At 47.7% G+C, this 21579-nt stretch carries 25 protein-coding genes and 1 pseudogene; 19 read left to right on the forward strand and 7 right to left on the reverse strand.

The window, feature by feature from the left end:
* Positions 1 to 30: 30 nt before the first annotated feature.
* The 7 genes from GI364_RS11705 (at position 31) to GI364_RS11735 (ending at position 5821) form a co-directional block, all read left to right on the forward strand.
* Positions 31 to 510, forward strand: coding sequence for a DUF2249 domain-containing protein (locus GI364_RS11705; protein WP_198853728.1), 480 nt, complete (start codon positions 31 to 33; stop codon positions 508 to 510).
* A gap of 88 nt (positions 511 to 598) precedes the next feature.
* A complete protein-coding gene (locus GI364_RS11710; RefSeq protein WP_198853729.1) occupies positions 599 to 1885 on the forward strand; it encodes a hypothetical protein in 1287 nt (428 codons plus the stop codon).
* Between the two features lie 32 nt (positions 1886 to 1917).
* Positions 1918 to 2751, forward strand: coding sequence for a hemerythrin domain-containing protein (locus tag GI364_RS11715; RefSeq protein WP_198853730.1), 834 nt, complete (start codon positions 1918 to 1920; stop codon positions 2749 to 2751).
* Positions 2752 to 3262: 511 nt separating this feature from the next.
* On the forward strand, positions 3263 to 4402 hold the full coding sequence (locus tag GI364_RS11720; RefSeq protein ID WP_233096114.1) for an NAD(P)/FAD-dependent oxidoreductase: 1140 nt from the start codon (positions 3263 to 3265) through the stop codon (positions 4400 to 4402).
* A gap of 16 nt (positions 4403 to 4418) precedes the next feature.
* Complete coding sequence (locus tag GI364_RS11725) at positions 4419 to 5012, forward strand: DUF1641 domain-containing protein (protein WP_198853731.1); 594 nt, start codon at positions 4419 to 4421, stop codon at positions 5010 to 5012.
* Positions 5013 to 5099: 87 nt separating this feature from the next.
* Positions 5100 to 5525: a DsrE/DsrF/DrsH-like family protein gene (locus tag GI364_RS11730; protein ID WP_198853732.1), complete on the forward strand. Its 426-nt coding sequence runs from the start codon at positions 5100 to 5102 to the stop codon at positions 5523 to 5525.
* 59 nt (positions 5526 to 5584) lie between these two features.
* Positions 5585 to 5821, forward strand: a complete 237-nt coding sequence (locus tag GI364_RS11735) for a sulfurtransferase TusA family protein (protein ID WP_198853733.1) — start codon at positions 5585 to 5587, stop codon at positions 5819 to 5821.
* A 72-nt stretch (positions 5822 to 5893) separates the two neighbouring features.
* Here the strand turns inward: GI364_RS11735 and GI364_RS11740 are convergent, their stop codons facing one another.
* Positions 5894 to 6172: a CGCGG family putative rSAM-modified RiPP protein gene (locus GI364_RS11740; protein WP_233096115.1), complete on the reverse strand. Its 279-nt coding sequence runs from the start codon at positions 6170 to 6172 to the stop codon at positions 5894 to 5896.
* A 226-nt stretch (positions 6173 to 6398) separates the two neighbouring features.
* Here GI364_RS11740 and GI364_RS11745 point away from each other — a divergent pair, with 226 nt between their 5' ends.
* On the forward strand, positions 6399 to 7802 hold the full coding sequence (locus GI364_RS11745) for an amino acid permease (protein WP_198853734.1): 1404 nt from the start codon (positions 6399 to 6401) through the stop codon (positions 7800 to 7802).
* A gap of 63 nt (positions 7803 to 7865) precedes the next feature.
* On the opposite strand, the gene GI364_RS11750 is transcribed toward GI364_RS11745, so the two are convergent.
* Positions 7866 to 8780, reverse strand: a complete 915-nt coding sequence (locus tag GI364_RS11750) for a VanW family protein (RefSeq protein ID WP_198853735.1) — start codon at positions 8778 to 8780, stop codon at positions 7866 to 7868.
* Positions 8781 to 8910: 130 nt separating this feature from the next.
* Between GI364_RS11750 and GI364_RS11755 the strand changes: the two genes are divergently transcribed.
* Complete coding sequence (locus GI364_RS11755; protein WP_198853736.1) at positions 8911 to 9759, forward strand: hypothetical protein; 849 nt, start codon at positions 8911 to 8913, stop codon at positions 9757 to 9759.
* Here GI364_RS11755 and GI364_RS11760 read toward each other — a convergent pair.
* Both GI364_RS11760 and GI364_RS11765 read right to left on the reverse strand, forming a co-directional pair.
* On the reverse strand, positions 9751 to 9978 hold the full coding sequence (locus GI364_RS11760; protein WP_198853737.1) for a DUF2249 domain-containing protein: 228 nt from the start codon (positions 9976 to 9978) through the stop codon (positions 9751 to 9753). The two genes, GI364_RS11755 and GI364_RS11760, sit on opposite strands and share 9 nt — an antisense overlap.
* A gap of 47 nt (positions 9979 to 10025) precedes the next feature.
* Positions 10026 to 10265: a hypothetical protein gene (locus GI364_RS11765; protein ID WP_198853738.1), complete on the reverse strand. Its 240-nt coding sequence runs from the start codon at positions 10263 to 10265 to the stop codon at positions 10026 to 10028.
* A gap of 195 nt (positions 10266 to 10460) precedes the next feature.
* Between GI364_RS11765 and GI364_RS11770 the strand changes: the two genes are divergently transcribed.
* Together GI364_RS11770 and msrA are read left to right on the forward strand one after the other, a co-directional pair.
* The gene (locus GI364_RS11770; protein WP_198853739.1) at positions 10461 to 11447 is read left to right on the forward strand and encodes a lipoate--protein ligase; all 987 of its coding nucleotides are present in this window, start codon (positions 10461 to 10463) and stop codon (positions 11445 to 11447) included.
* A 30-nt stretch (positions 11448 to 11477) separates the two neighbouring features.
* Complete coding sequence (gene msrA / locus GI364_RS11775) at positions 11478 to 12035, forward strand: peptide-methionine (S)-S-oxide reductase MsrA (protein ID WP_198853740.1); 558 nt, start codon at positions 11478 to 11480, stop codon at positions 12033 to 12035.
* Positions 12036 to 12120: 85 nt separating this feature from the next.
* Here the strand turns inward: msrA and GI364_RS11780 are convergent, their stop codons facing one another.
* The gene (locus GI364_RS11780) at positions 12121 to 12555 is read right to left on the reverse strand and encodes a hypothetical protein (protein ID WP_198853741.1); all 435 of its coding nucleotides are present in this window, start codon (positions 12553 to 12555) and stop codon (positions 12121 to 12123) included.
* A 79-nt stretch (positions 12556 to 12634) separates the two neighbouring features.
* Positions 12635 to 13984: a glycosyltransferase family 87 protein gene (locus GI364_RS11785; protein WP_198853742.1), complete on the reverse strand. Its 1350-nt coding sequence runs from the start codon at positions 13982 to 13984 to the stop codon at positions 12635 to 12637.
* A gap of 274 nt (positions 13985 to 14258) precedes the next feature.
* Here GI364_RS11785 and GI364_RS11790 point away from each other — a divergent pair, with 274 nt between their 5' ends.
* Together GI364_RS11790 and GI364_RS11795 are read left to right on the forward strand one after the other, a co-directional pair.
* A complete protein-coding gene (locus tag GI364_RS11790; protein WP_198853743.1) occupies positions 14259 to 15143 on the forward strand; it encodes a hypothetical protein in 885 nt (294 codons plus the stop codon).
* A gap of 65 nt (positions 15144 to 15208) precedes the next feature.
* Entirely contained in the window at positions 15209 to 15907 is a 699-nt protein-coding gene (locus GI364_RS11795; RefSeq protein ID WP_198853744.1) for a L,D-transpeptidase family protein, read from the forward strand.
* Positions 15908 to 16016: 109 nt separating this feature from the next.
* Here the strand turns inward: GI364_RS11795 and GI364_RS25395 are convergent.
* Positions 16017 to 16190 (reverse strand): annotated as a pseudogene (locus tag GI364_RS25395) (glutathione-dependent formaldehyde dehydrogenase); the annotation flags it as partial.
* A gap of 222 nt (positions 16191 to 16412) precedes the next feature.
* On the opposite strand from GI364_RS25395, the gene GI364_RS11805 reads away from it, so the two are divergent.
* From GI364_RS11805 to GI364_RS11830, 6 genes are all read left to right on the forward strand, one after another.
* Positions 16413 to 16727, forward strand: coding sequence for a hypothetical protein (locus GI364_RS11805; RefSeq protein WP_198853745.1), 315 nt, complete (start codon positions 16413 to 16415; stop codon positions 16725 to 16727).
* Positions 16728 to 16926: 199 nt separating this feature from the next.
* Positions 16927 to 18903, forward strand: a complete 1977-nt coding sequence (locus tag GI364_RS11810) for a prenyltransferase/squalene oxidase repeat-containing protein (protein ID WP_198853746.1) — start codon at positions 16927 to 16929, stop codon at positions 18901 to 18903.
* A gap of 6 nt (positions 18904 to 18909) precedes the next feature.
* Positions 18910 to 19185, forward strand: a complete 276-nt coding sequence (locus tag GI364_RS11815) for a hypothetical protein (protein WP_198853747.1) — start codon at positions 18910 to 18912, stop codon at positions 19183 to 19185.
* Between the two features lie 160 nt (positions 19186 to 19345).
* On the forward strand, positions 19346 to 20110 hold the full coding sequence (gene map / locus GI364_RS11820; protein WP_198853748.1) for a type I methionyl aminopeptidase: 765 nt from the start codon (positions 19346 to 19348) through the stop codon (positions 20108 to 20110).
* A gap of 93 nt (positions 20111 to 20203) precedes the next feature.
* On the forward strand, positions 20204 to 21016 hold the full coding sequence (locus GI364_RS11825; protein WP_198853749.1) for an alpha/beta hydrolase: 813 nt from the start codon (positions 20204 to 20206) through the stop codon (positions 21014 to 21016).
* 141 nt (positions 21017 to 21157) lie between these two features.
* A complete protein-coding gene (locus GI364_RS11830) occupies positions 21158 to 21559 on the forward strand; it encodes an acyl-CoA thioesterase (protein ID WP_198853750.1) in 402 nt (133 codons plus the stop codon).
* Positions 21560 to 21579 lie beyond the last annotated feature (20 nt).

Here is a 21579-nt window from a genome sequence, read left to right on the forward strand (position 1 = left end):
GAAAGTACAATCATAGGAGGATTGACAAACATGTCACAGCAAATTGTCGACTTGGATGTACGAGATATCTTGCGGAAGAAAGAAGAGCCGTTTCCAGTCATTATGGAGGGTATCAACAAACTTGGCGAAGAGGAAATCCTGCAGTTGCATGCCACATTCGAACCTACACCGCTGCTGCGAGTGTTAAAGAAAAAAGGATATGACAGCATCGTGCGCAAGATGGAAGATGAGGCAGACCATTTCGTCGTCCAGTTTTATCGAGAGAAAGGCGGAGACAATAGCCTCCCGTACTGGCATATTGACAACCGCGGTCTGGAGCCGCCAGAGCCGATGATGAGAGCGTTAGAGTTGCTTGACAACGAAAGTGGCCTTGCAGAAGGTGTGTGGGGATTGGAAATTTGGAACGAGCGCGTCCCTGCAATACTCTTGCCTGAACTGGACGAACGCGGTTTTGCTTATGACGTTGACGACAAGGGAAACGGTACAGTAGTTGTCAGGATGCACGCTTAAACAGACGTCTCCGTGGTGAAATGTTCACTACACAACAGATTCGTCTTCTAAGGGATTCGTTTGTACTTGGCAAAAGGAGGACTGTGCAATGATGCAAAATACAAGCCATTCGCCGCCTTTTTCACTTCCTCTTCGATATATGTTGACTGGTATGGTGGGGTTTGTCCTGTTTGCAGTCGATCTCGTTATTCAGTTCCCGACCCTTGCTGCAGGCACCCCCTCTACAGCCCATGTGGTCGCTTTGACGCACCTGTTGACATTAGCTGTCCTGTTGTCGTTTGTCATGGGTGCAGTGTATCAATTGCTGACAGTCGCCTTTTTGACGCCTTTGCGCTGGTTGTTTGCAGCGCGAGTAAACTATTGGGCATACGTGTCAGGCGTTGTCGGTCTGTGGGTGTCCATGCAGCTGTGGTCGGTATCAGGACTGTTTTGGTTTGGGTCTTTAGTAACTTTGACAGTTTTGGTTTACGCAATCGTTATTATCGGCTCAATTCTTACGTCTTCTGTGAAAGGAGCTCTGCGAGGATTTGTGTTCTCTGCACACGTCTACTTGGCGTTAGCAGTGGTGATGGCGTGGCTGATGCTGTTGAGCATGAAGACGGGGTTTCTTGAGGGACAGTATATGCGCATTTTGGGAACCCATATTACATTGGCCGCAGGCGGTTTCTTCATCTTCCTGCTGATTGGATTCTCTTACAAGCTGTTCCCGATGTTTACCTTGTCCCACGGCTTTTCAACCGCTCGACAGCCGTATACGTTGGGATTGTTTCAGGGAAGTCTGTGGCTGTTGATTGCTTATATCTGGCTGCCGTCGCAGTGGCTGTTTGGCGCATCTATTCTTGCAGGTCTAGCAGGGACCGGATTAGAAGTGTTGGATTTGCGGGAGATGTACAAGAAGCGAATGAGAAAGCGTGTTGACCGTCCGGTTCTCTTCGTACTCACGGCTGTGATGTTAGCCGCAATCGGATTTGTCGGCTTTATTCTTTTCGCTTTCTCAAGTCGCACAATGGCCGGATGGCAAGACATGGTGAGTTTCTACCTGCTTGGTGTCATTGTACTGACAGTCATCAGTTATGCCTATAAAATTGTCCCGTTTTTGGTATGGACATACCGCTATGGGAAGCGTGCCGGCAAGGAGAAGATTCCCATGATGGCTGACTTACTCAATCTGAACCTGAGTTTGTGGACGTACGTCCCGTATCTTCTCGGTCTCGCCTTACTACTGGTTGGTGTAGCGGTCACAATGGAGTTTATTGCGATGGTGGGTTGTTTACTGTTGGCCGCGTCATTGTTCACTTTCGCAGGTCAGATGTTCTATGTGCTGGATTTACGGAAAGTGCCCGGCGATCTTCTTGACACCAAGGCACGAGTTTAGATTAGGGTTCACAACAAGGGAGGTTTCTGTCTATGTCTCTGGAAACCATTCAATTGAAGTTTTCCGACAAAACCGTGCGCACCGTTTTTCAGAATGGTCAAGGACGTATGATGCAGCTGTCGCTACCTGAAGGAGAAGGACTGCAAAAGCATGTTGCAAAGCTTCCTCTGGCTCTTGTAGTGCTGACCGGAAAGGTTACGTTTTCTACTGACGACACTGTAGTGGAACTCGGAGCCCAGGACATGGTGACTGTTCCGGAACTGCGTGAACATGCTGTCACAGCCTTGCAAGACAGCATTATCTTGGTGACACTGATGCCTGGGACAGGGGCGGTGGCTTCAGAGAATGAGAGTGATCTGGAAACCGCCTATTCAAATTCCGAGTTGCGCAATAAGATTGCACCGGAGTTGTTACCCTTTGTGGACGATCATGCACACGTAGTCGCCGCATTGGAGTCCTTGGGTCGCGAGTTTTCTGCCGCAAGTGTGCGGTCTGCGTTGCGTCTTATTGGCACTGAGTTGGATCGCCACTTTGTTTACGAAGAAGAGATTTTATTTCCACGGCTGACAGCGCTTCTTGGCGGTCCGGATGTGGGGCCGGTACCAAAGTTGCTGAAAGAGCATCAAACAATTCGAACGCAGCATGAAACATGCAGTTCTTTACTGGATGCGTCGCACGTGGAATCGTCAGTTTCATCAACACTAGAGATGCAAATGCAACAACTTTCCCATAATTTACTGCAGCATATCGCCAAAGAAGACAATCACTTGTTTTCGATGGCCAGTCGTCTTCTCTCAGCCGAAGACAAACATGCCATCGCACGAGAACTTCAAGAACGAGAGAAGAGCAATCCGGTCGTAGACTGACATGTGATGCTGAAATATATCGAAGCTGCGACGAAAAACGGTGTGGCATCAATGCGTACACACCGTTTTTCGTCTTGTCGTTTGAATTGCTTTGTAGGGTGTCTGCTGAGCATGTCTGCTTGGTAGGTGTGCTTGGTAGCTGTACTGAGCAGGTGTACTTGATAGGCCTTCACGTTAGTATCTCTCATGAATCATCTGGCTGAGGGGCGTAGGAAGCCTGCTATACAAGTAGGTGAACTACAGGTGCTGGGCTAGTCAGATAGTCTATATGCCCAAATGGACTATGTCTGGTTGTATATTCAGAATATTAAATGATTAATATGGCCTAGTTCAAAAGGGCGAATGTCTGCTTGGGATTCCAAATGTACTATAGAAATTTACCTTGCATTGTGACTCGCTATGACTACTTGAAATAAGTGTCTCAGAAGGGTCTTTTCGTGTCTTATGATACCCATACCGGTTCGTGTATTGTGTGGGTGTGAAGAAAAACCGATGTGGGAAGGTGAGTTCAGTGAAACGAGTGGTTATTCTCGGTGCCGGAACGGGCGGGGCGATGGTTGCAAACCGACTAGCTCGTCATCTATCAACGGAAATCGCAGCCAAGGAAGTACAAATCAATATGATTTCCGATACCGAATCACATATCTATCAGCCTGGTCTTCTGTATGTTGCACTAGGTTTGGCAGAGCCAGACTCGCTCTTTAGAAAGCATGAGCGACTCTTGTTGCCAGGTGTTAATTTGATTCATGACCCGGCAGTCAAGATAGATATGGACTCCAGAAGTATTAAACTCAACAGCGGAAAAAGTATGGAATTTGATTACCTTGTTCTCGCAACGGGATCGCATCCGGACTTTGATGATATCCCTGGATTTCGCGAGGCAGCTCACACGTTTTACACGTACGAAGAGGCCATGCGCACACGACGAGACCTGGAAGAGTTTAAACAGGGCAAGCTGCTGATGATCATTGGCGTGCCGCACAAATGTCCTGTAGCACCCCTGGAGTTTATGTTTATGTATGACAAATTGCTCCGCCAGCGCCAGGAGCGAGATAACATCGAACTCGTTTACACATACCCTCTCGGTCGATTGCATTCTTTGGAACCGGTGGCTGAATGGTCGGAAGGTGCATTTGAAACGGCAGGCATCGCTGGGGAGACCTTCTTTAATCCAGAAGAAATTGACCCGAAAAACAAAGTTGTATCCACTCTTGAAGGCGATGAAGTATCTTATGACTTTTTGGCCGCCATTCCGCCCCACAAGGGAGCAGCAGTGATACGGGCTTCTGGTTTGGGAGACCCGGACGGTTGGCTGCCAACCAATAAATATACACTGCAGTTGGAAGGTCATGAAGGTGCTTATGTGGTTGGTGACGCCGCTGCGCTACCCATATCGAAGGCAGGATCCACTGCGCATTACGAATCTGAAGTTGTCGTACGAAACATTGTACGCGAAATTCACGGAGAAAAACCCATGCCGTTGTATGATGGAAAAGTTTATTGCTTCATTGAGGGCGGTTTACAGGAAGCTACGCACATTACCTTTGATTATAACAATCCCCCAAAACCGTCAGAACCTACGGAAATGGTTCACTGGTTTAAGATGGCGTTTAACAGAATGTACTGGCTATCGGTTAGAGGCCTGGTGTAGAAAGGAGGAGCTGTAAATGGAAGCAACAGAACGTACTGACCAACTGGAACGGCTTGCCAATTGGCAGCAAGACGGTACGTTGGAAAATGTAGATAAGCTGCTTCACTTCTTGAATGCCGGCCTTGACTCGATGACGCCAGAAATTGTCGACGGCCTGGTCGGAACGGTCGTACAGTTGCTGGAATTAGGCGACCAGTTGATGCAAAGCAAAGTCTTTAAGATGGCACCGGAGTTAATTGGGACTTTGGAATTGGCTGTAGACCGCTTGGTGCAGTGGCAGGAAGACGGAACTCTGGACAATCTGGATAAACTGATTCACTTCCTAAATGCTGCCCTTGATTCCATGACTCCAGAAATTGTGGATGGTCTCGTCACAACTGTAGTGCAGTTGATGGAACTGGGCGACCAGTTGATGCAAAGCAAGTTGTTTAAGATGCTTCCGGACATTCTTAACATAACAGATACTATGTTAACAGATCCTCCGAAATCGAAACATGGTGTGAGGCATGTTGTAAAGACATTCCGCGAACCAGAGATTCAAGACGGATTACAGTTAATGCTTGGATTTTTACGTGAAGTGGGGAAAGGGCTCAATGGAAAAACATCATAAATAAAAAGTTTTCCTGTTGAACCGCTATCAATTCAATGACGTCCTCTGTTCAAAGGGACAATCCAAAATTTGGTTGGAGGGAAAATCATGAGTGACAGTAAGAAAATGTGTATCGTTGTCTTTGGTGGAACGGTTGACAAGCTCTATCCGGCAGCTATCATGGCTTCTGGTGCGGTCATGAATGACATGGAAGTGGATATTTTCCTGACTTTTTGGGGGTTGCTTGCTTTTAAAAAAGGAGAAGCAAAAAAACTTGCCACAGTGAGCAAAGACTACGAAGAGCTCGGACCTGAGATGATGAGAGTGATGCAAGAGAAAAACGTCCCGTCTTGGTACGACACCTTGGAACAGGCAAAGGAAATGGGCAACATTCGCATCCATGCCTGCGCCATGACAGCAGACTTGTTTGAGATGGAACAGGAAGACTTTGAACCCATTCTTGATGACATCATTGGTGTGGGAGAGTTCGTAGGAATGAGTGCTGATGCAGATACCACACTGTATCTTGGATAAATGCTGAGAAATTTGGCTTCGACAGATTTAATCTGTAACTAAAACGAGGAGTGAGAGATATGTCAGTCGAAATTACACGTGAAATTGATGCTCGCGGAAGCTTTTGTCCCGGACCTATGATGGAGTTGATTCGAGTCATTAAATCTTCCCAAGTCGGCGAGGTTGTAGCTGTTCTCTCAACGGATAAGGGATCACAAAGGGACATTCCGAAATGGGTAGAAAAAGCAAAGCATGAGTTAGTCGGTGTAGAGACCATTGATAATTACGACAAAATCATTGTGAAGAAACTGCACTAGAAGCTTCAAGGAATTTCTATTCACATATGTTGTAAGGCCCCTCTTGCTTAGCAAGAAGGGCCTTACCTCGTTCTAGTTGGCTGCGCGTTTAGTCTGTTTCGTTTTGTGTACTCGATACACATATCCTCCGCAACCACATTGGTCGATGAAGTGAATATCTACACTCTCTCTATATTTTGCTTTTAGAACTGGGATGAGATAACCATCGGGGTTCCCGTGGTTGTCAGCGACAGCCAAATTCACGAAGTATCCCGGTTCGGTCTCCTCAATGGCTTTCATTGAATCTTCAATGATTAAATCGCGGTCTTCGATATACTCGTCAGTCTCTAGGTTCATAGACCAGTTTCCCAATTTGCACACCTCCAGACAGATTGCGTGTATTAACCGTGTACAGGCGTTGTCGTTGCCAACCACTACTACCACTATACCTGCCAAGATGCAGATTTAGGGTGACGTAAGTCACACACAGAGACTGACGAGATGACGGTAACTTTACAACGGATGGTCAAACTCTTGAAACAGTTTCATAGAAATAAGGAGACTGGCCGTTATATCTCAAACGAAGGGAGCGTGTTGGATGAGCCGAAAACAATCTCATAGTAATACTCAAGACAATGTGGACGGTCTTCGAAGGGCCATGTCGTCCAGGCAAATTCAAATGCTCGCTATAGGCGGTGTCATCGGCGTAGGCCTGTTTTATGGTGCCAGTTTGTCCGTCAAAATAGCGGGTCCAGGTGTCATTATTGACTTTATTGTGTGCGGTATTATTGTTGCCATCGTGATGAGGGCTTTAGCTGAAATGACTGCTGAACGTCCAATATCCGGCTCGTTTTCAACTTATGCAGGGGAGGTTCTTGGACCCGGATTTGGATTTGTCACAGCAGGAATGTGGTGGTTTTTTTGGGTCGCCACGGTGATGTCTGAACTGGCAGCAATAGGGAAGCTCATACAATTTTGGTTTCCCGGGATTCCTGCTTGGCTGCCTGGGGCAGTCGCGCTTGTGTTGTTTACTCTGTCCAACTTGCTCACTGTAAAAGTATTTGGTGAACTCGAGTACTGGTTTGCGATACTGAAGGTTCTGGCCGTGCTTGTGTTTATGGTTTTTGGGCTCCTTATCATTTTAACAGGGGTTTTTAATCACGGGCAGGCCGTCGGTCTCTCAAACCTTTGGCGTCACGGCGGGTTCTTACCGAATGGATTTCTCGGTGTCGTCATGGCAATATCCTTGACGGTACAGGCCTACAGCGGCGTAGAAACCCTTGCCGTTGAATCCGGGGAGACCAGAAATCCTGAGAAGAACGTTCGCAAGGCGTTTAATACTGTTACCTGGCGCATTGGCATACTGTATATAGGTTCCATCTTCATTATGCTGGCTGCATTTCCGTGGGATTATCTCACTCACCATTCTGGAAGTCCTTATGTGCTGCTATTCGAGAAAATCGGTATACCTGTGGCTGCCAGTGTGGTAAATATCATCATCATTCTTTCAGGTTTGTCTTCGTGTAATACAGGCTTGTACGGTGGAAGTCGTATGATCTTTGGAGCCACTCGAGGGGGGCGCTTTGGCCGAACTCTAGGTGCCTTAAACAGCAAACAGATTCCGCATGTGGCGGTGTTTGCGACAGGCCTGTCGATTGCTGTTGGTATTGTGATTACTTATCTCGCACCAAACCGTGTGTATGTTTGGATAACAAGTGCATCGGCTTTTGCCGATTTGTGGGTTTGGGCAATTATTCTTGTGAGTGAAATTATGTTTCGAAAACGTACAGAGTTCCAGTTCCAAGGGACTGGACTTCGTTTTGCCATGCCGTTCTGGCCGCTGACTCCAATTCTCGGTTTTGTCCTCATCGTTGTGGCATTTACAGCCATCGTTGTTTCTCCGCTAACGCGGATCTCCGTCTTTTCAGGAGTCGTGTTCCTTGGCGTGTTATGGATATACTACTGGGCTGCAGTAAAGAAGCATTCAACCGCAGCCAGATAGCTTGGTTACACTTTGCAACAGCAGTATACATTTTTGATGTCTCGGGTCTACCAAGGCCCTTACTTAGTCCGTGTGTTTGGCATTGGTTTCATATATTCTCGGGCTCGGCCGATAAGTATCAATTCCGATGTCTCGCTTCTGCACACCTGACGGGGTGGAAAGCTCAACCCAGGTGTCTACCTTAACGCCGGATTGTCCAGGAAACAGAAGTTTGGTCGTTCCTGCTGGCAGTTTGGGATTGTTTCGCACCTTTGTTGGATACGGATAGACTTTGAGTGTCTTATGGCGCACCGTGATTCTCTGTGGCTCGTGAGCACCCCAGACAGCTACTGTCAGCCATTTCTTTTCTGCATCGGTTTTGGCAGTTATCAATACTGGTTTCTTGTCCGTATTTTTAAATCGAAAATTAAGGTACGTGGATGCAACAGTGGCATCCTCACCAGGCGGCAGGTAAGGTACAGTCAGGGAGTGTTGATGGCGTTCGACAATTTGTAGATTTGTACGCAGCAAGGCAGAGTACAAAGTGCTCGCTCCCTGGCAGACACCGCCGCCCATGGAAGGGACAATTTTGTCTCCTTGAAATGCGCGCCCCCAGTGAAATCCATTCTGTGCAGTGTACGGGCCGACAGTCTTGTAATACGAGAACACTTGACCAGGCTTCACAAGGGTGTTGTTCAATCTCTTTGCCAGTAGGTCCATGTTCTTCGCTTGTGAGTCACTGGCGTGATAATAGTTCGTGGTTCTCTGACTCAGCAAATAGGACAGCCCATGCTTTTTAGCATCCTCTTTACCAAAGGGAGGTACTGTCGGCGACAGCGGAGCAGGAACTTCTGACCCCTTAGCAGTTTTTGGCTCGATTAACCTGACCGGATGAGCCGGAGCGCCGCCTCTGTGCGGGGTGTGTTCGGCCATGGCACTTGGTGTAACAAGATATATGCTCGCCAAAGCACCCAGTTGTAATTTTTTAGTCCAATTCATAGTCACGACTCCCTCGAAATTGCTTTTTGTCCAATCTTCCCCTGATACATCCGAAGATATGTGCAAAAATACGTTTTGGGGACATGCTGCCGGAGGGTCTTTGCATAGACTTGCCTAGGTGATGTTTCTAATGGAAGACTTTATTGTCCTTGTTTCCGTACTTATGATTGTTCGTATTGCGCTGCTGAGCACAGAGCGTGTAGCTTTTCACGGACTAGGTCGCGGCTCCTACAGTGCTTTTGCCACGATGGGCATTGCGTTTTGGGGTGCGAGTCTCGTGTTGTGGGGAGTGGCTCTTGAGGAGCAACAGGCAGTGTGGATTGGTGACACCGTGTGGATTGGATTGATTTACGCATTTGCTTTTGGGTTGTACACGGCTGCTCTGACGAAAGGGTCCGTAGGCGGTGTAAGTGCGTGGACAAACTTGACCATTGTGCTACTATGGATCATTCACCCGACAGGTGGGTGGATATCCATACTTGGTATTTTCATCTTTACCACTGGAGCACTTTGGCTTGCAGGAAAACGCATCACAACAAGTGTTCTGCTGATTGTGTGCAGTGACATCATGTTTGTGGCTGCCCGTCTATTGGATGCTTCGCATACACATTTGCCGTCGTTTTCCTATGCTGCCAGTCTATTCACATCGATTAGTTTGTGGATGACAATCGGCATTGTGCTCAATTCACGGGTTCCCGAGACACTGCGATTATTTTGGGCTCGGCCCGGCTGGAGCCTCGCGTCCGCGGCTACAAACGCTGGTGCATATTTAAGTTTGTTCTTGTTGCTGCACTGGCTTCCGCCGGCATTGGTTGAAGCAGTATCGGCATTTGCTGCTTTTGTCGCTACACTGGTGGGTGTTGTGTTCTTTCAAGAGCAAAATGCCAAGCTCAAACTCACTGCATCGTTCACTATGACAATTGGCGTCATGATACTGCTCATTGACCATTACCACTCTATACAGCAGGTGTTATTTTAACTCTATTCGTGTGAAATGCGTGACGAAGTGCCGTTTTTCAATTTGTTCAATCGAATGTTCAAAACCGCGTTTTGCCAAGACGCGGAACAAGGGTGATGGTTTAAAAGTCGTATGCAAATTCAGTTGGTCACCAATCGGCACTTTGTCGGCTTCAGCGAGAATTGTCTTTAAGGGATTTCCCTTGGCACTTAAAATCGCACGGACATCCAAGTCAATCATAGCGGGCAGCTCCTTCCGAGTAGTTTCGTCAGCACAGACTCTCTTAGCTAAGACTGGTTCCAACAGGAGTCTTCTGGACGCAGCCTCCAGTGTGTTTGCTTCACTTGCCTGTTTGCTAAAGACTCTAGCAATGTCTGGCTTTCGTCTCTCCCAAACTCTTCCTCATACCTCGTCAAAATGGCATCAAGTGCAGACTGAAACAGGTCCCTGCGAGTGGACGAATCGCGGGCAGTCACTGAAATTGTGGCCTTCTCAGTCCCAAGCAAGAAGTGTTCTCTTACGCGCATTCCCCTGTCTCCTCCCGTTGTCGCTTGAGGAATCCTCGCGGCGAAGTTTTATGTAAGAAGATTTTACTTCGCAAATGCTGAGACCGCCATGATGTAGATCACATTTTGCGGCAAAGCCGCCGTTCAGATTGGCAGGTGGTGCAGTGGTCCACTTCTGCAGTAAGATAGAGGAAGATGAAACCCGGGGGTGGCATATTGCTTTTTATTGATAACCACAATGATACGGATCCAACCATCAACTTAGCGATTGAGGAGTATGCAGTTAAGCATTTGGACATTGATGAGACTTATCTTCTGTTTTACATTAATGAGCCAGCCATCATCATTGGCAAGAATCAAAATACGTTCGAAGAAATCAACACAGAGTACGTGCGCGAACACGGCATCCATGTGGTTCGCAGAATTTCAGGCGGCGGGGCGGTATACCATGACTTGGGTAATCTGAGTTTCAGTTTCATAACCAGAAACGACGGGAATGCATTTTCAAACTTTAGACGCTTTACAGAACCCGTAGTGGACGCTCTGCATCAACTCGGTATTAATGCAGAACTAACCGGCCGTAATGATATTCAAGTAGGAGAAAAAAAGATTTCGGGAAATGCCCAATTTGCTACAAAGGGCCGTATGTTCAGTCACGGTACACTCATGTTTGATGTTGATCTAAATGAAGTGGTGAACGCATTGCAGGTGCGGGCTGACAAAATCGAGTCGAAAGGTATCAAGTCTGTTCGCAGTCGTGTAGCGAATATCCGTGAATTTTTAACCGAGGACATGACTATCCATGAATTTAGGGATAAATTGTTAGCTTATATCTTTCAGGGGAAATCTGTGCCGCAGTACCATTTGAATGAAGAAGACTGGTCGGGCATTCGAGAATTGTCAAAGCAAAAGTACCGAAGTTGGGAATGGAATTTTGGAAAGTCTCCTGCGTTTAATGTACAGCGTTCACACCGGTTTCCGATTGGGTCCATTGACGTCAGGTTAAATGTCAAAGACGGTCTTATCGAGAACTGTGCAATCTATGGGGATTTCTTTGGCGTTGAAGATGTAGCTGATATTCAAGAACGATTTTTAGGACGCCGGGTGCAACATAGCGATTTACAGGAAGCCATTGCAGACCTGGACCTAAAGCAGTATTTTGGTAATGTGACAAAGGAAGAGTTTTTGTCGTTGTTTGAATAGAAATCAGAAATCACCAAGGAGAATGTAGGTATGGCAGAAGAAAAACGTACGACAAAAGACGGAGATTACGAAACAGCTACATTCGCTGGAGGCTGTTTCTGGTGTATGGTAAAGCCTTTTGACCAGTGGCCAGGAATTGAGAAGGTGGTCTCGGGTTATACGGGCGGTACGACTGCAAATCCGACTTACGAAGAGGTTTGTTCTGGCTCTACCGGGCATGTGGAAGCGGTACAAATCACGTTTGATTCCAGTGTCTTCAGTTATGAAGAACTGCTTGACGTGTTCTGGAGGCAGATTGACCCTACTGATGCGGGAGGGCAATTCTGTGACAGGGGAGAGTCATACCGGACGGCTATCTTTTATCACACGGAAGAACAGAGAACCTTGGCGGAGAAGTCAAAAGCCAATCTGGATGCGAGCGGGCGGTTCGACAAACCCGTGGTGACGCCTATTCTAGAAGCACAAGCGTTTTATCCCGCCGAGGCCTACCACCAGGATTTCTATAGGAAAAATCCGGCGCACTACACAGGGTACAGAAAAGCCTCTGGGCGCGACGAGTTCCTGAAGGAATACTGGCAAGGAAAGTAACGGCGTCAGGCTGTCACAAGGCGCGTCTGAAGTTGGAAGCGGTGCCACCTCCCTTCGAGGAGACGGCACCGTTTTTCTGTGGCTGCTATCGATGAAGTATCGTTCTGCCGCTTGAAACCTTTCCTGTTTGAGTTTTTATGCGCCGTTTTGAACGAATTCTGGAGACAACAGCCAGTGTTCCGAGTGACAATGCAATCAGTGTCCAGAGAAAATCGATAGAGTCTTGAAACGCGACTGCAATGAACGAAATGACGAGCGCCGCCAAGACATAAATTACAGCCGACAGAATCGGACGAATGAACAGTGCGACACCTGCGATGAAGCACAGTCCCGCAAATACGAGCCCTCCACCGCCGTCTCCTTCAAGTTGCGGAATGTGATACAGTGCACCAGTGCTGGCAATCAAATATGATTGCCATACCGTATAGGCGACAAAAAGCCCCGTCAATATGGATATGATGACCTTCAAATCAAGTACACTCCCTTCTGCATCAATGGAGACCAAGGACCCTGTTAACAAGAATATAATCTCCATTCTACAACGGGAGGGAGGAGCAATTTGTCGAAACGTTGGTGTACTACAACACACGGTTTTGCAATTACGAAATATGCCGGTGCGGATGATAAAGTACACTGGCATTCGATTCTGCACGCGAACGAAGGCCATAACCTGCCGTCACAACAAGCAACGTCATATAGACCCAGAACATTTGTGTATGCATCCAGAATAATTGGTGCCAGTGATACGTGACGAAGTTCAAAAAGAAAGTAGCGGGTAACGAAAGGATAGTCAGCAGCATCAGAGTAAGCAATGCAAGCAGCAATCCAATGAATTTTGCAGACGGCACTCTTGACAGACCTGGTTTGTCGGATGGAGACCCCGTGAGCAGGTTTCTTGCCCGGTTTGCCAAAACGAACAAGGCTGGAATTGTGAAAATCATATGGGCCTCCTCAACCAGGGGGGAGAACACAAGTGGTGTCAAACTGGCCAAGGCGTAATCCATTTTCCAGTCTCTTACGGGCCGTCGAAGGACCAGAAAAATGACGCCTGCAGCTAAGATGGCGTACACAAAAAACAATACGGTGATGCTGTGACTCGAGATTTGCAGCCAGTGGTGCTGACGAAAGGTGCCAAGAACACCAATTAAGGATTGGTTGTAGGGAGCGGGTCCGTTATGCATACTCGTTTTGCCGAAGGAGAAGAAGTCCCGTGCGTACAAAAGCAAAGGGGACCAGCCAATTCGCATTGCAGTAGCCGCTGTCACAACAACAATCGTGATGAAACTCGAAGCAGCAGTTTTCCATTGTTTGCGAAAGATCAGGTAAACCAGGACTGCCAGCGGAGTCACTTTAAATACGATAGCAATCGCAAGAGGTACGCCTGCCCACCATCGCTGTTTCTTGTACAGTAAATAGAATGTAAGGGAAATGGCCGCAAACAGGATGCTGTTCACGTTGCCGACTCCCACATCCAATTGAAATGGAGTAAGGAGAGCCGCCGCAAGGCCTATCACAACAATGCCCATTTTATCTCGAAACTGACATATCATTTTGGTATTCCAATAGATTCCGAAGGAAAAGAGTACAACGGAAGTGGCCATCCAAAGGGCAAGAGACGTGCGGAACGAAAACAGTCCAAAAATAGATGCCAAGAAGGCAAATTGCGGGGGATACACGTATTGGTTATATGGAATAAATGGAAACTGAAAGCGTGTCAAAAATGCTTGCTCATGAACCATATTGTACAGTTGGGTTCCCGGTTGGTGATGTAAGACCACTTGAAACGCGTAGTAAAAGAAGGCATAGTCGTAGCCCAACATATGCATACCGAATAAGCCGTGCCACTCTCCGTATGTAGCCCAGCCTGTTATGGCTATGGTAATTACCAACAGTAATTGAAGGTGTATCTTTTTGAAAGCAAAAACCCCTGAAGAGTTGAGAGTTCCCATGGTAGCTCCTTTGTTGTTGAATTTTCTTGATGGAGGTTAGAAGTTAAGGCCAGACGCTGATGTCTTAAGATAGTACCGTAAATGTGACTGTTCAAAACACCTTCAAATGAGTGATTGCGTAAAAAGCCATGCATAGAAACTTCTTCACGCTGAATGCTGCATATCGAATTTTATCATTTATTTTGTCGTTGCAGGGTACTTTACGAATCTATCAATGAGGTCTATTGTCATATAGAGTAGAAAACTAGCGATATAGAAGGAGAAGGGTATCTAGATGAGTTCAGTTCCTGAAATTGGAATGCACCAAATTTTAAGCTCCGTAGTTCATTTGCCTTTCAAATCGGCGATAAAGCAGGTTGGCTGCTGTGAGTTTTCGGAGAAAGATTTTACAACAGGGATTGACGCCTACCTAGCCAAACTGTCTGATCCTGCGCTATTAGAAGGGATTGACACACTGAAGCTCTGGAGTGCAATGATGAGCGGAGAGGTACTGGCCGTAGAATACGCAGAAAATCAGTCTTTTATCTTTCAAGTGCGGGGTAAAGTTTCAGGGCGCTTTATAGATATGAAGTTTTCTTATCGACGCGATGACTGGGACGTAATTGCGGTCACGTCGATTCATCAGCGTCCGGTATGGCGATCACGTTCGCGTGCGATTACTGAAGCCGTCCTAGGGGTTGCAGCCATTGCAACCATTTCCATCCTTGCGACGCACTCACATGCTGCGGCATATTCGAAACAAGGAGTAAAGGCATGGGCACAGAACAACGGATATAAGCTGGTCAGTGCGACAACACCAGCCTCTGCCACGAAACAAACCGCCTCACCTGCCGCGAAGCCAACAAATTCGACATCATCCTCTGCGGGAACATCGTCCTCTGGAAGTTCAGCGGGATCGAAGACCGCAACGTCCAACACTACAGCTACGAGTACCAGTGCGCCTAAACCGCAGAAGTTTTCGTTCACTTTGAAGAAAGGCATGTCTGTGCATGCTATTTCGGTATTTCTGCAACAGCACAAATTGGTTTCCAACGCCTATGCCTTCGATCAAGTGCTACATAAAACAGGCGTCGAGAAACAAATTTGGCCCGGAACCTACACCTTTACGAGTGGCATGAAGCAACAGCAAATTCTGTCTGTGTTAAAGAGTAAGCCCTAAGCGTACATGCGTGTCCTCCTAAAGGCTCATCCTAGGTGTAAGTGAGTTTTTGGGAGGACCAGCTGGTGATTTGTAAATTCCACGAAAAACCCTTATTCAAAGCATTTTTCGCCGTCACAATGACTTACACATGTCTTGGGATGCTTAATCCACCCGCCTGTAGTGCAGACACGGCCAAGGGGCTACCAGTGAGCCGTGGCTATTCTATTCACATCAATCTTGAACAACCACAACTTAAGCTCTATAAGATGGGACGCCTCGTCAAAACCTATCCCGTAGCCCTTGGGAAGCCTAGTACGCCGACACCAATTGGTAAATGGAAAATCATCGACAAACAAAAAGACTGGGGAAGCGGATTTGGAAGCCGCTGGTTGGGATTAAACGTTTCGTGGGGAACTTATGGTATCCACGGGACAAATAGTCCGCAGAGTATTGGTCAATATGTGAGCAATGGCTGCATTCGGATGTACAATTCTGACGTGGAGGAGCTTTATAAAAAACTGCCCCTCCGTACAACTGTTGTGATTGAGGGAGACCCTCTCCGTTCCCTCCGGGTTTTAGAGTATGGAAACGCGGGAGCGGATGTCCAACTTGTCCAGCGGCGATTGAAACAATTGGGCTATTTTCAAGGAAAATGTGACGGGAGATTTGGTCCTGTCACACAATTTGCTGTAACAAACTTTCAATTGGCCAATCGTCTACCCATGGTAGGGAGCGTAGGGCTAAGGGAATACAAAGAGCTCGGTTTGATTAAGCGCGATTGAATTCAGTTTGTAGAAAAGGGATGAAGTACAATTTTAATGCAGTCGTCTTCTTTTTCATCGAAGATGGAATAAGTGCATTATAGGAAGTTCCATAGACCCCGGTAACTTAAATGGTTCCCCCTTTTCGCACTGCCTGAGTAGCAATGACAATGGCCCCCATGGCACCTCCTTGCAATTTCAACAGCGATTGAACTTGTTCACCGAGGGTCTTCTTTCCGTCCATTCCCACGCAATCGATGACCACGTCAGCACCGCCCTTTGTAATATCCTTTAAATGTTCTCCCAGATGGTTCAGTGGTTGGTATGCCTCTTTGCGACACATGTGTATACAGGAATCTGTGTGAATGCCTGAGGATAAGTACCCTTTCTGACATCTTGTCTATGTACATATTGTGAAGCATGTCGCCTTGAGGGGAGGATTGCAGTATCCCATCGGTGTGGTGTGCTTTCCTACTAAGGCAACTTCATGGTTTACAAGTAAGGCGAAGGATAGGAGGTAAAGTCGATGTGTTCGAGAACTCAGTGCCTTCATTACGTGGGACAGTATGTAAGTTTTCGAAGTCCGCACGGCTATCACGAAGGTGTCATCGAGAGAATTTCAGGCAACAGAGCCGTCGTCCTGTCGCCGCAGAGATATATCCCAATGGGGTTAGCAACAGACGTGTCTCTGGATGATGGAGAAGAACGTAGATTGGATGCGGTTTTGACGTGGGGCGGCTACGGCGGCTATGGTGGACGCGGCGGCGCCTATGGCTACGGTTGGGGTCGTTGGGCGGTCTCTTTTCTTGTGATATACGCCTTATTAGGACTCTGGTGGTAGGTCAACAATTGCAGATTGTATGGGTCTACGGCAGGGTTTTGTGGGTCCGATACAATCTCTTTTGTCTGTTCGGATACAGCCGTGTTTTGCATAGCTTTTCTGAGTGCAGTCCGCTCTAGTCTCCAGCCGACAAGTGAAGTTGCAACACGACTATCCTGGAGAGAATGCCTGCTCAGTTCTCACATGGAGGTGGACTGCAGTGCACAGCGCTGAAAAGAGATACAGTACCAGTACCGCGAGTTCACTCGTGCAAGAAACCATAAGTGCGGGCATAAGACGATTGTTGGCTAGTCAGCAGCGCGATGGGGCCTTTACCGATTGCTTTGATACGGGCGTGATGTCTGATGCGCAAACTGTCATCTCTCTCTTTTTGCTTGGTGTAAAGGATTCTGATTGGACGGACCCATTGCTGCGGCGAATTGAACGGAAGCAGCGTTCTGACGGGGTGTGGGAAGTATATCCCGGAGGCGGAGGGGATTTGTCCACGACTGTGGAGTGCTACTATGCTCTGGAATTGCATGGTCGGTGGCAACAGGCGTCAAGGTTGGAATCTGCAGCAACAAAATTTATTAAAAACCATGGTGGTCTAAAAAACTGCCGCAATCTAACGAAGGTCTTTCTTGCTGCAGCAGGAGAGGTTCCATGGTCTTGGCTCCCTTCCCCAAAAATCTATTCTTGGTTGTTTGCTGACCATACGCCAATCCGACTCTCTCAACTCGTTATGTTTACGCGTTTACACGTACCGCCCATGCTTGTCTTGTCATCCTTGAGGTATATTTCCAAGGCCGTAAAGAGTCCTGTTTTGCAGCATCTTGTTATGAAGAACAAGAGCGTAGTCGCTTATAGGAGGCCGTTTGGCAGAGAACACGCCCGACTTGCGTTGTTGAAGCGAATGGGTTCTTCGCGCAGAACTGAAAGGATTCATACGGTGAACACAACGCAATCACGCGGCAAAAGGTTCAACAAATGTATTTCGTTCATGTTAAATGAAAGAGAATCAGATGGGACACTGGCAGGATATCATTCCGCAACATTCTTACTACTACTGAGTTTACGCGCTCTTCAATACTCTGAGAAAGACGGTATGTTCACCGTTACTCTTGACTCTATGAAAAAGAACCTTTATATGCATGACGATGAAGCAGGGCATCAGCAGACCTGTAATTCCTATATATGGAATACTGCTATCGCTGTGCAGGCTCTCGAAACTGCAGGGACAGGTGATATTCCGCCAGTTCGACTCGGTGTTGAGTATCTGTTGGCAAAGCAGCAAGTGACGGCAAACATGCAGGGCATCACAGCGGGGGACCGCAGATTCGCATTGCCAGCGTTAGCGGGAGCATGGGGATTTTCCAGTAACAATCACAAACATCCCGATACTGATGACACCGTCTCGTGCCTTGAAGCGCTGTATCCGTTTCGGAAAGATTATAAAGGTGCTTGGCAGCAAGGCGTACAGTGGTTATTGGCAATGCAAAACAACGACGGAGGGTGGTCAGCGTTCGAGCGAAATTCCGGTAAAAAATGGTTGGAATGGATTCCCGCAAATGACATGAAGAGGTCCATGTCAGACCCGTCAACTTCAGACATAACGGGTCGGGTTTTGGAGTTTATACTCCGCAGAGCGGGAATGCCCAGAAGTCATCCTGTAGTTGTTAGGGCACTCGATTGGTTGATGAGACACCAAAACTCAAATGGATCTTGGTTTGGACGATGGGGAACCCCCTACACCTACGGAACGTGGTGTGCAGTACGGGCTCTGTCTGCGGCCCGCGTATCAAGCAGTGGTGCGGCCATGGAAAAAGCAAAAGAATGGGTTGTCGCGCACCAGCGACTGGACGGAGGATTTGGTGAGTCATGTGCAAGTGATGTAGAGGGCAGGTATGTACCCACATTCGAATCCATTTCGACACAGACAGCTTGGGGCCTTGATACAATAATCCACTTGCTGAAGCAAGAGACTCAGCCGAACCAGCGCAAGCGATTGTATGAAGCCGCAGACCGGGCGGCAAGGTGGTTGCTCTACAGCGCCAGGGATGGTACATGGGAAGAGAGTTTTCCAACGGGATCGGCCTTTCCAGGAAGTTTACACATTCACTATGAAATCTACCCAAAGGTGTGGCCGCTAATGGCTCTTTGTCGCTATCAAGATGTTCTACGCACCGAAGGGAGGTGAAGTGAAATGCTAGATCCGAGACTTCTTGATACGTTCCGAGGACGAATCGCCAATCCAATGTATTGGAGGCGTACGTATACGATACTACGCGGTTATTCAAGGTATGACCTTGCCACGCCGGACGGGGTTGGCGCTATGGTAGACCACTTATCCGGCGCTTTGAATGTCCGTCTGACGCCTGCCCAGCGAGCGCACGCTGTTAAATGGTTGGTGGGTCAAAGAATTGACCCTCAAAACCGCTGGCACCAAATGCGCATGTGGAGCATGGTGAATGGGATGTAGGTGTGTTCTGTAGATCCCGCTCTCAAGCAATGGGGCTGCAACAGCCCCTTGAGCGGGATAAGCACAGAGTGAGCAGGGCTACATAGGCTGGTTTACAGACCTATTTACAGACCTTATGGGGACTTTGCAATACACTGCTGTGGGGGAGGTATCATGGTCCATGGTATATCAGGAGGGTGACATTGAGAAACTGCGCACATGCGGTGCTATTAACGCAGCCATTCACAGGCGTATATACAATGTGCTGCGTCCTGGGATTTCGACGGCAGAGATTGACGAGTTTGCTGGCGAACTGATGCGGAAAACTGGGGTCATCTCCTCAATTATAGCCGAGGGATTCCCAGGTCACATTTGTGTCTCGAGAAATGAAGAAGTAGGTCATGGTGTTCCCGGTACAGCTATTCTTCGTTCAGGCGACATTGTCAAGATAGACATCGCGGTGTCGTATCAAGGACTTCACACAGATTGCGCCCAAACCTATATTGTCGATAGAGGGCATCCTGCACTTGTGGCCTTGTTGAAAAACAATAAAAGAGCTTTGTGGGCGGGAATCGCCCATGCTAAGCCTGGCAATCGGTGTTCAGACATTTCGGGCGCAATTCATCGCAAAATCTCCGGTACTAACTATAGGGCAGTACGGCAGGTTTTTGGTCATGGCGTTGGCACTGAACTGCATGAATCTCCGTCCATCCCGAATTATGGTCCCGATGGATTCGGTCAGCGGCTTCACGCCGGAATGGTTCTGGCTATCGAGCCCATCATGAGCCTTGGTTCGCCATTTATGGTCAGACAATCCAACGGATGGACCGATGCTACCGTTGATAATAGTTATAGTGCCCATTTTGAACACACAGTGCTCATCACGCAGGGGGCGGCAGAAGTCTTGACCAAGGATGCAGAAAGCGGGATTTTTGCAAATACATAAGTAAACAAGCAGGTGCTATTCCAGCAAACGCAGAATGAGAGCAGTGAGAGCAGAATGAGATAGGGAACAACCAAACAACAAGGTGGATGATCTATGGACGAGCAGCACGTTGTCGTACGACGGGAAGGTATGGAGTCTTGCCCGGTACGCAGAAATCTTGTCTACAAAACGGCTGAGGATACGGAACTAAAATTTGATTTATACTACCCAGCGCACTATGATGGCACATCACTTTTACCTGCAGTGATTTTTGCGCACGGTGAAGCGCCCTGGGAAGTGCTGTACAACGCCAAAGACTGGGGACAGTATACAGGCTGGGGACAACTTGCTGCGTCAGCGGGCATAGTTGGCATTACGTTTACCAGAAGGCCCAGTGCGGGATTCACTGAGCTTAAGACGGCCTCCGGTGATGTCAATGACTTTTTTGAACACATGTCAAAGCATGCCGAAGACTTTGGTGTAGACACAGAGCGACTTGCTCTCTGGGTTTGCTCTGCGGGCGGACCGGCGGCACTTTCTGTTGCACTGCAAGAACGCGTTCTAAGATTTAAAGCCGTCGCTGCTTTGTATACGCTCATGAATCTAACTCACATCGACGAGTTGCAAGGAGAGATATCTTCATCTGAGGCACGCCACTATTCACCAATTTGGGCCCTTCACGACAGGCCTTCAGAGGAAGTTCCGCCAATGATGGTGGTGCGGGCAGGCCGAGACAACGAAGTCATCAATCAGTCAATCGACGATTTCACAGCAAAGTGTTTTGCACGCAATCTGCCCATCACGGTTGTAAATCATAAAGACGGGCAACACGGCTTCGATGTCCGAGATAATACTTCTATGTCGAGATACGTCATTGATAGTGTGTTGCTGTTTTTAGGATATCACCTTCACGGGAGCGCCAATTAAAGTTATCTGTGCGTTCCTTCTGGAAAATATCAATTTGCGAGAGAGACTATGAAGTGACATAATGTCATTGTGGTCGCAGTGGACGACAAAGCGTTAGAATCAGCCTTGATATGGCGACAAGGCATTGCAAGGAGACAGCAAATGAAGCACATAACAAAAATACCTGTACGATTTAGTGACACAGATATGTTGGGGCATGTTAACAATTCTCGCTATTTTACCTATATGGAGGAGTCGCGCATTGATTTTCTCCAAACTGTAGTGGCGAATGACGCGGGTACAATTCCGTTGATTATTGCTTCAGCGCAAGTTCATTTTCGAGCTCAGACCTTTTATCCACAGACGCTCAAAATAGAGTCTTGGGTTTCACGATGGGGCAATTCAAGCTTCGACGTGACCTCAGAGATGTATGACGAAGAGACAGGTACATTGGTATTCGAAGGCGTGGCTGTGCTCGTCCACTTTGATTATGATGAGCAAAAACCGTCGAGAGTTCCTGAGGCGTACCGCGAGAAACTGTTACCGTATTCACATGAAGGATAGGTCTAGGATGAGGGCTGTTC

This window comes from Alicyclobacillus sp. SO9 (genome assembly GCF_016406125.1).
In the GTDB taxonomy this organism is placed as follows: Bacteria; Bacillota; Bacilli; order Alicyclobacillales; family Alicyclobacillaceae; genus SO9.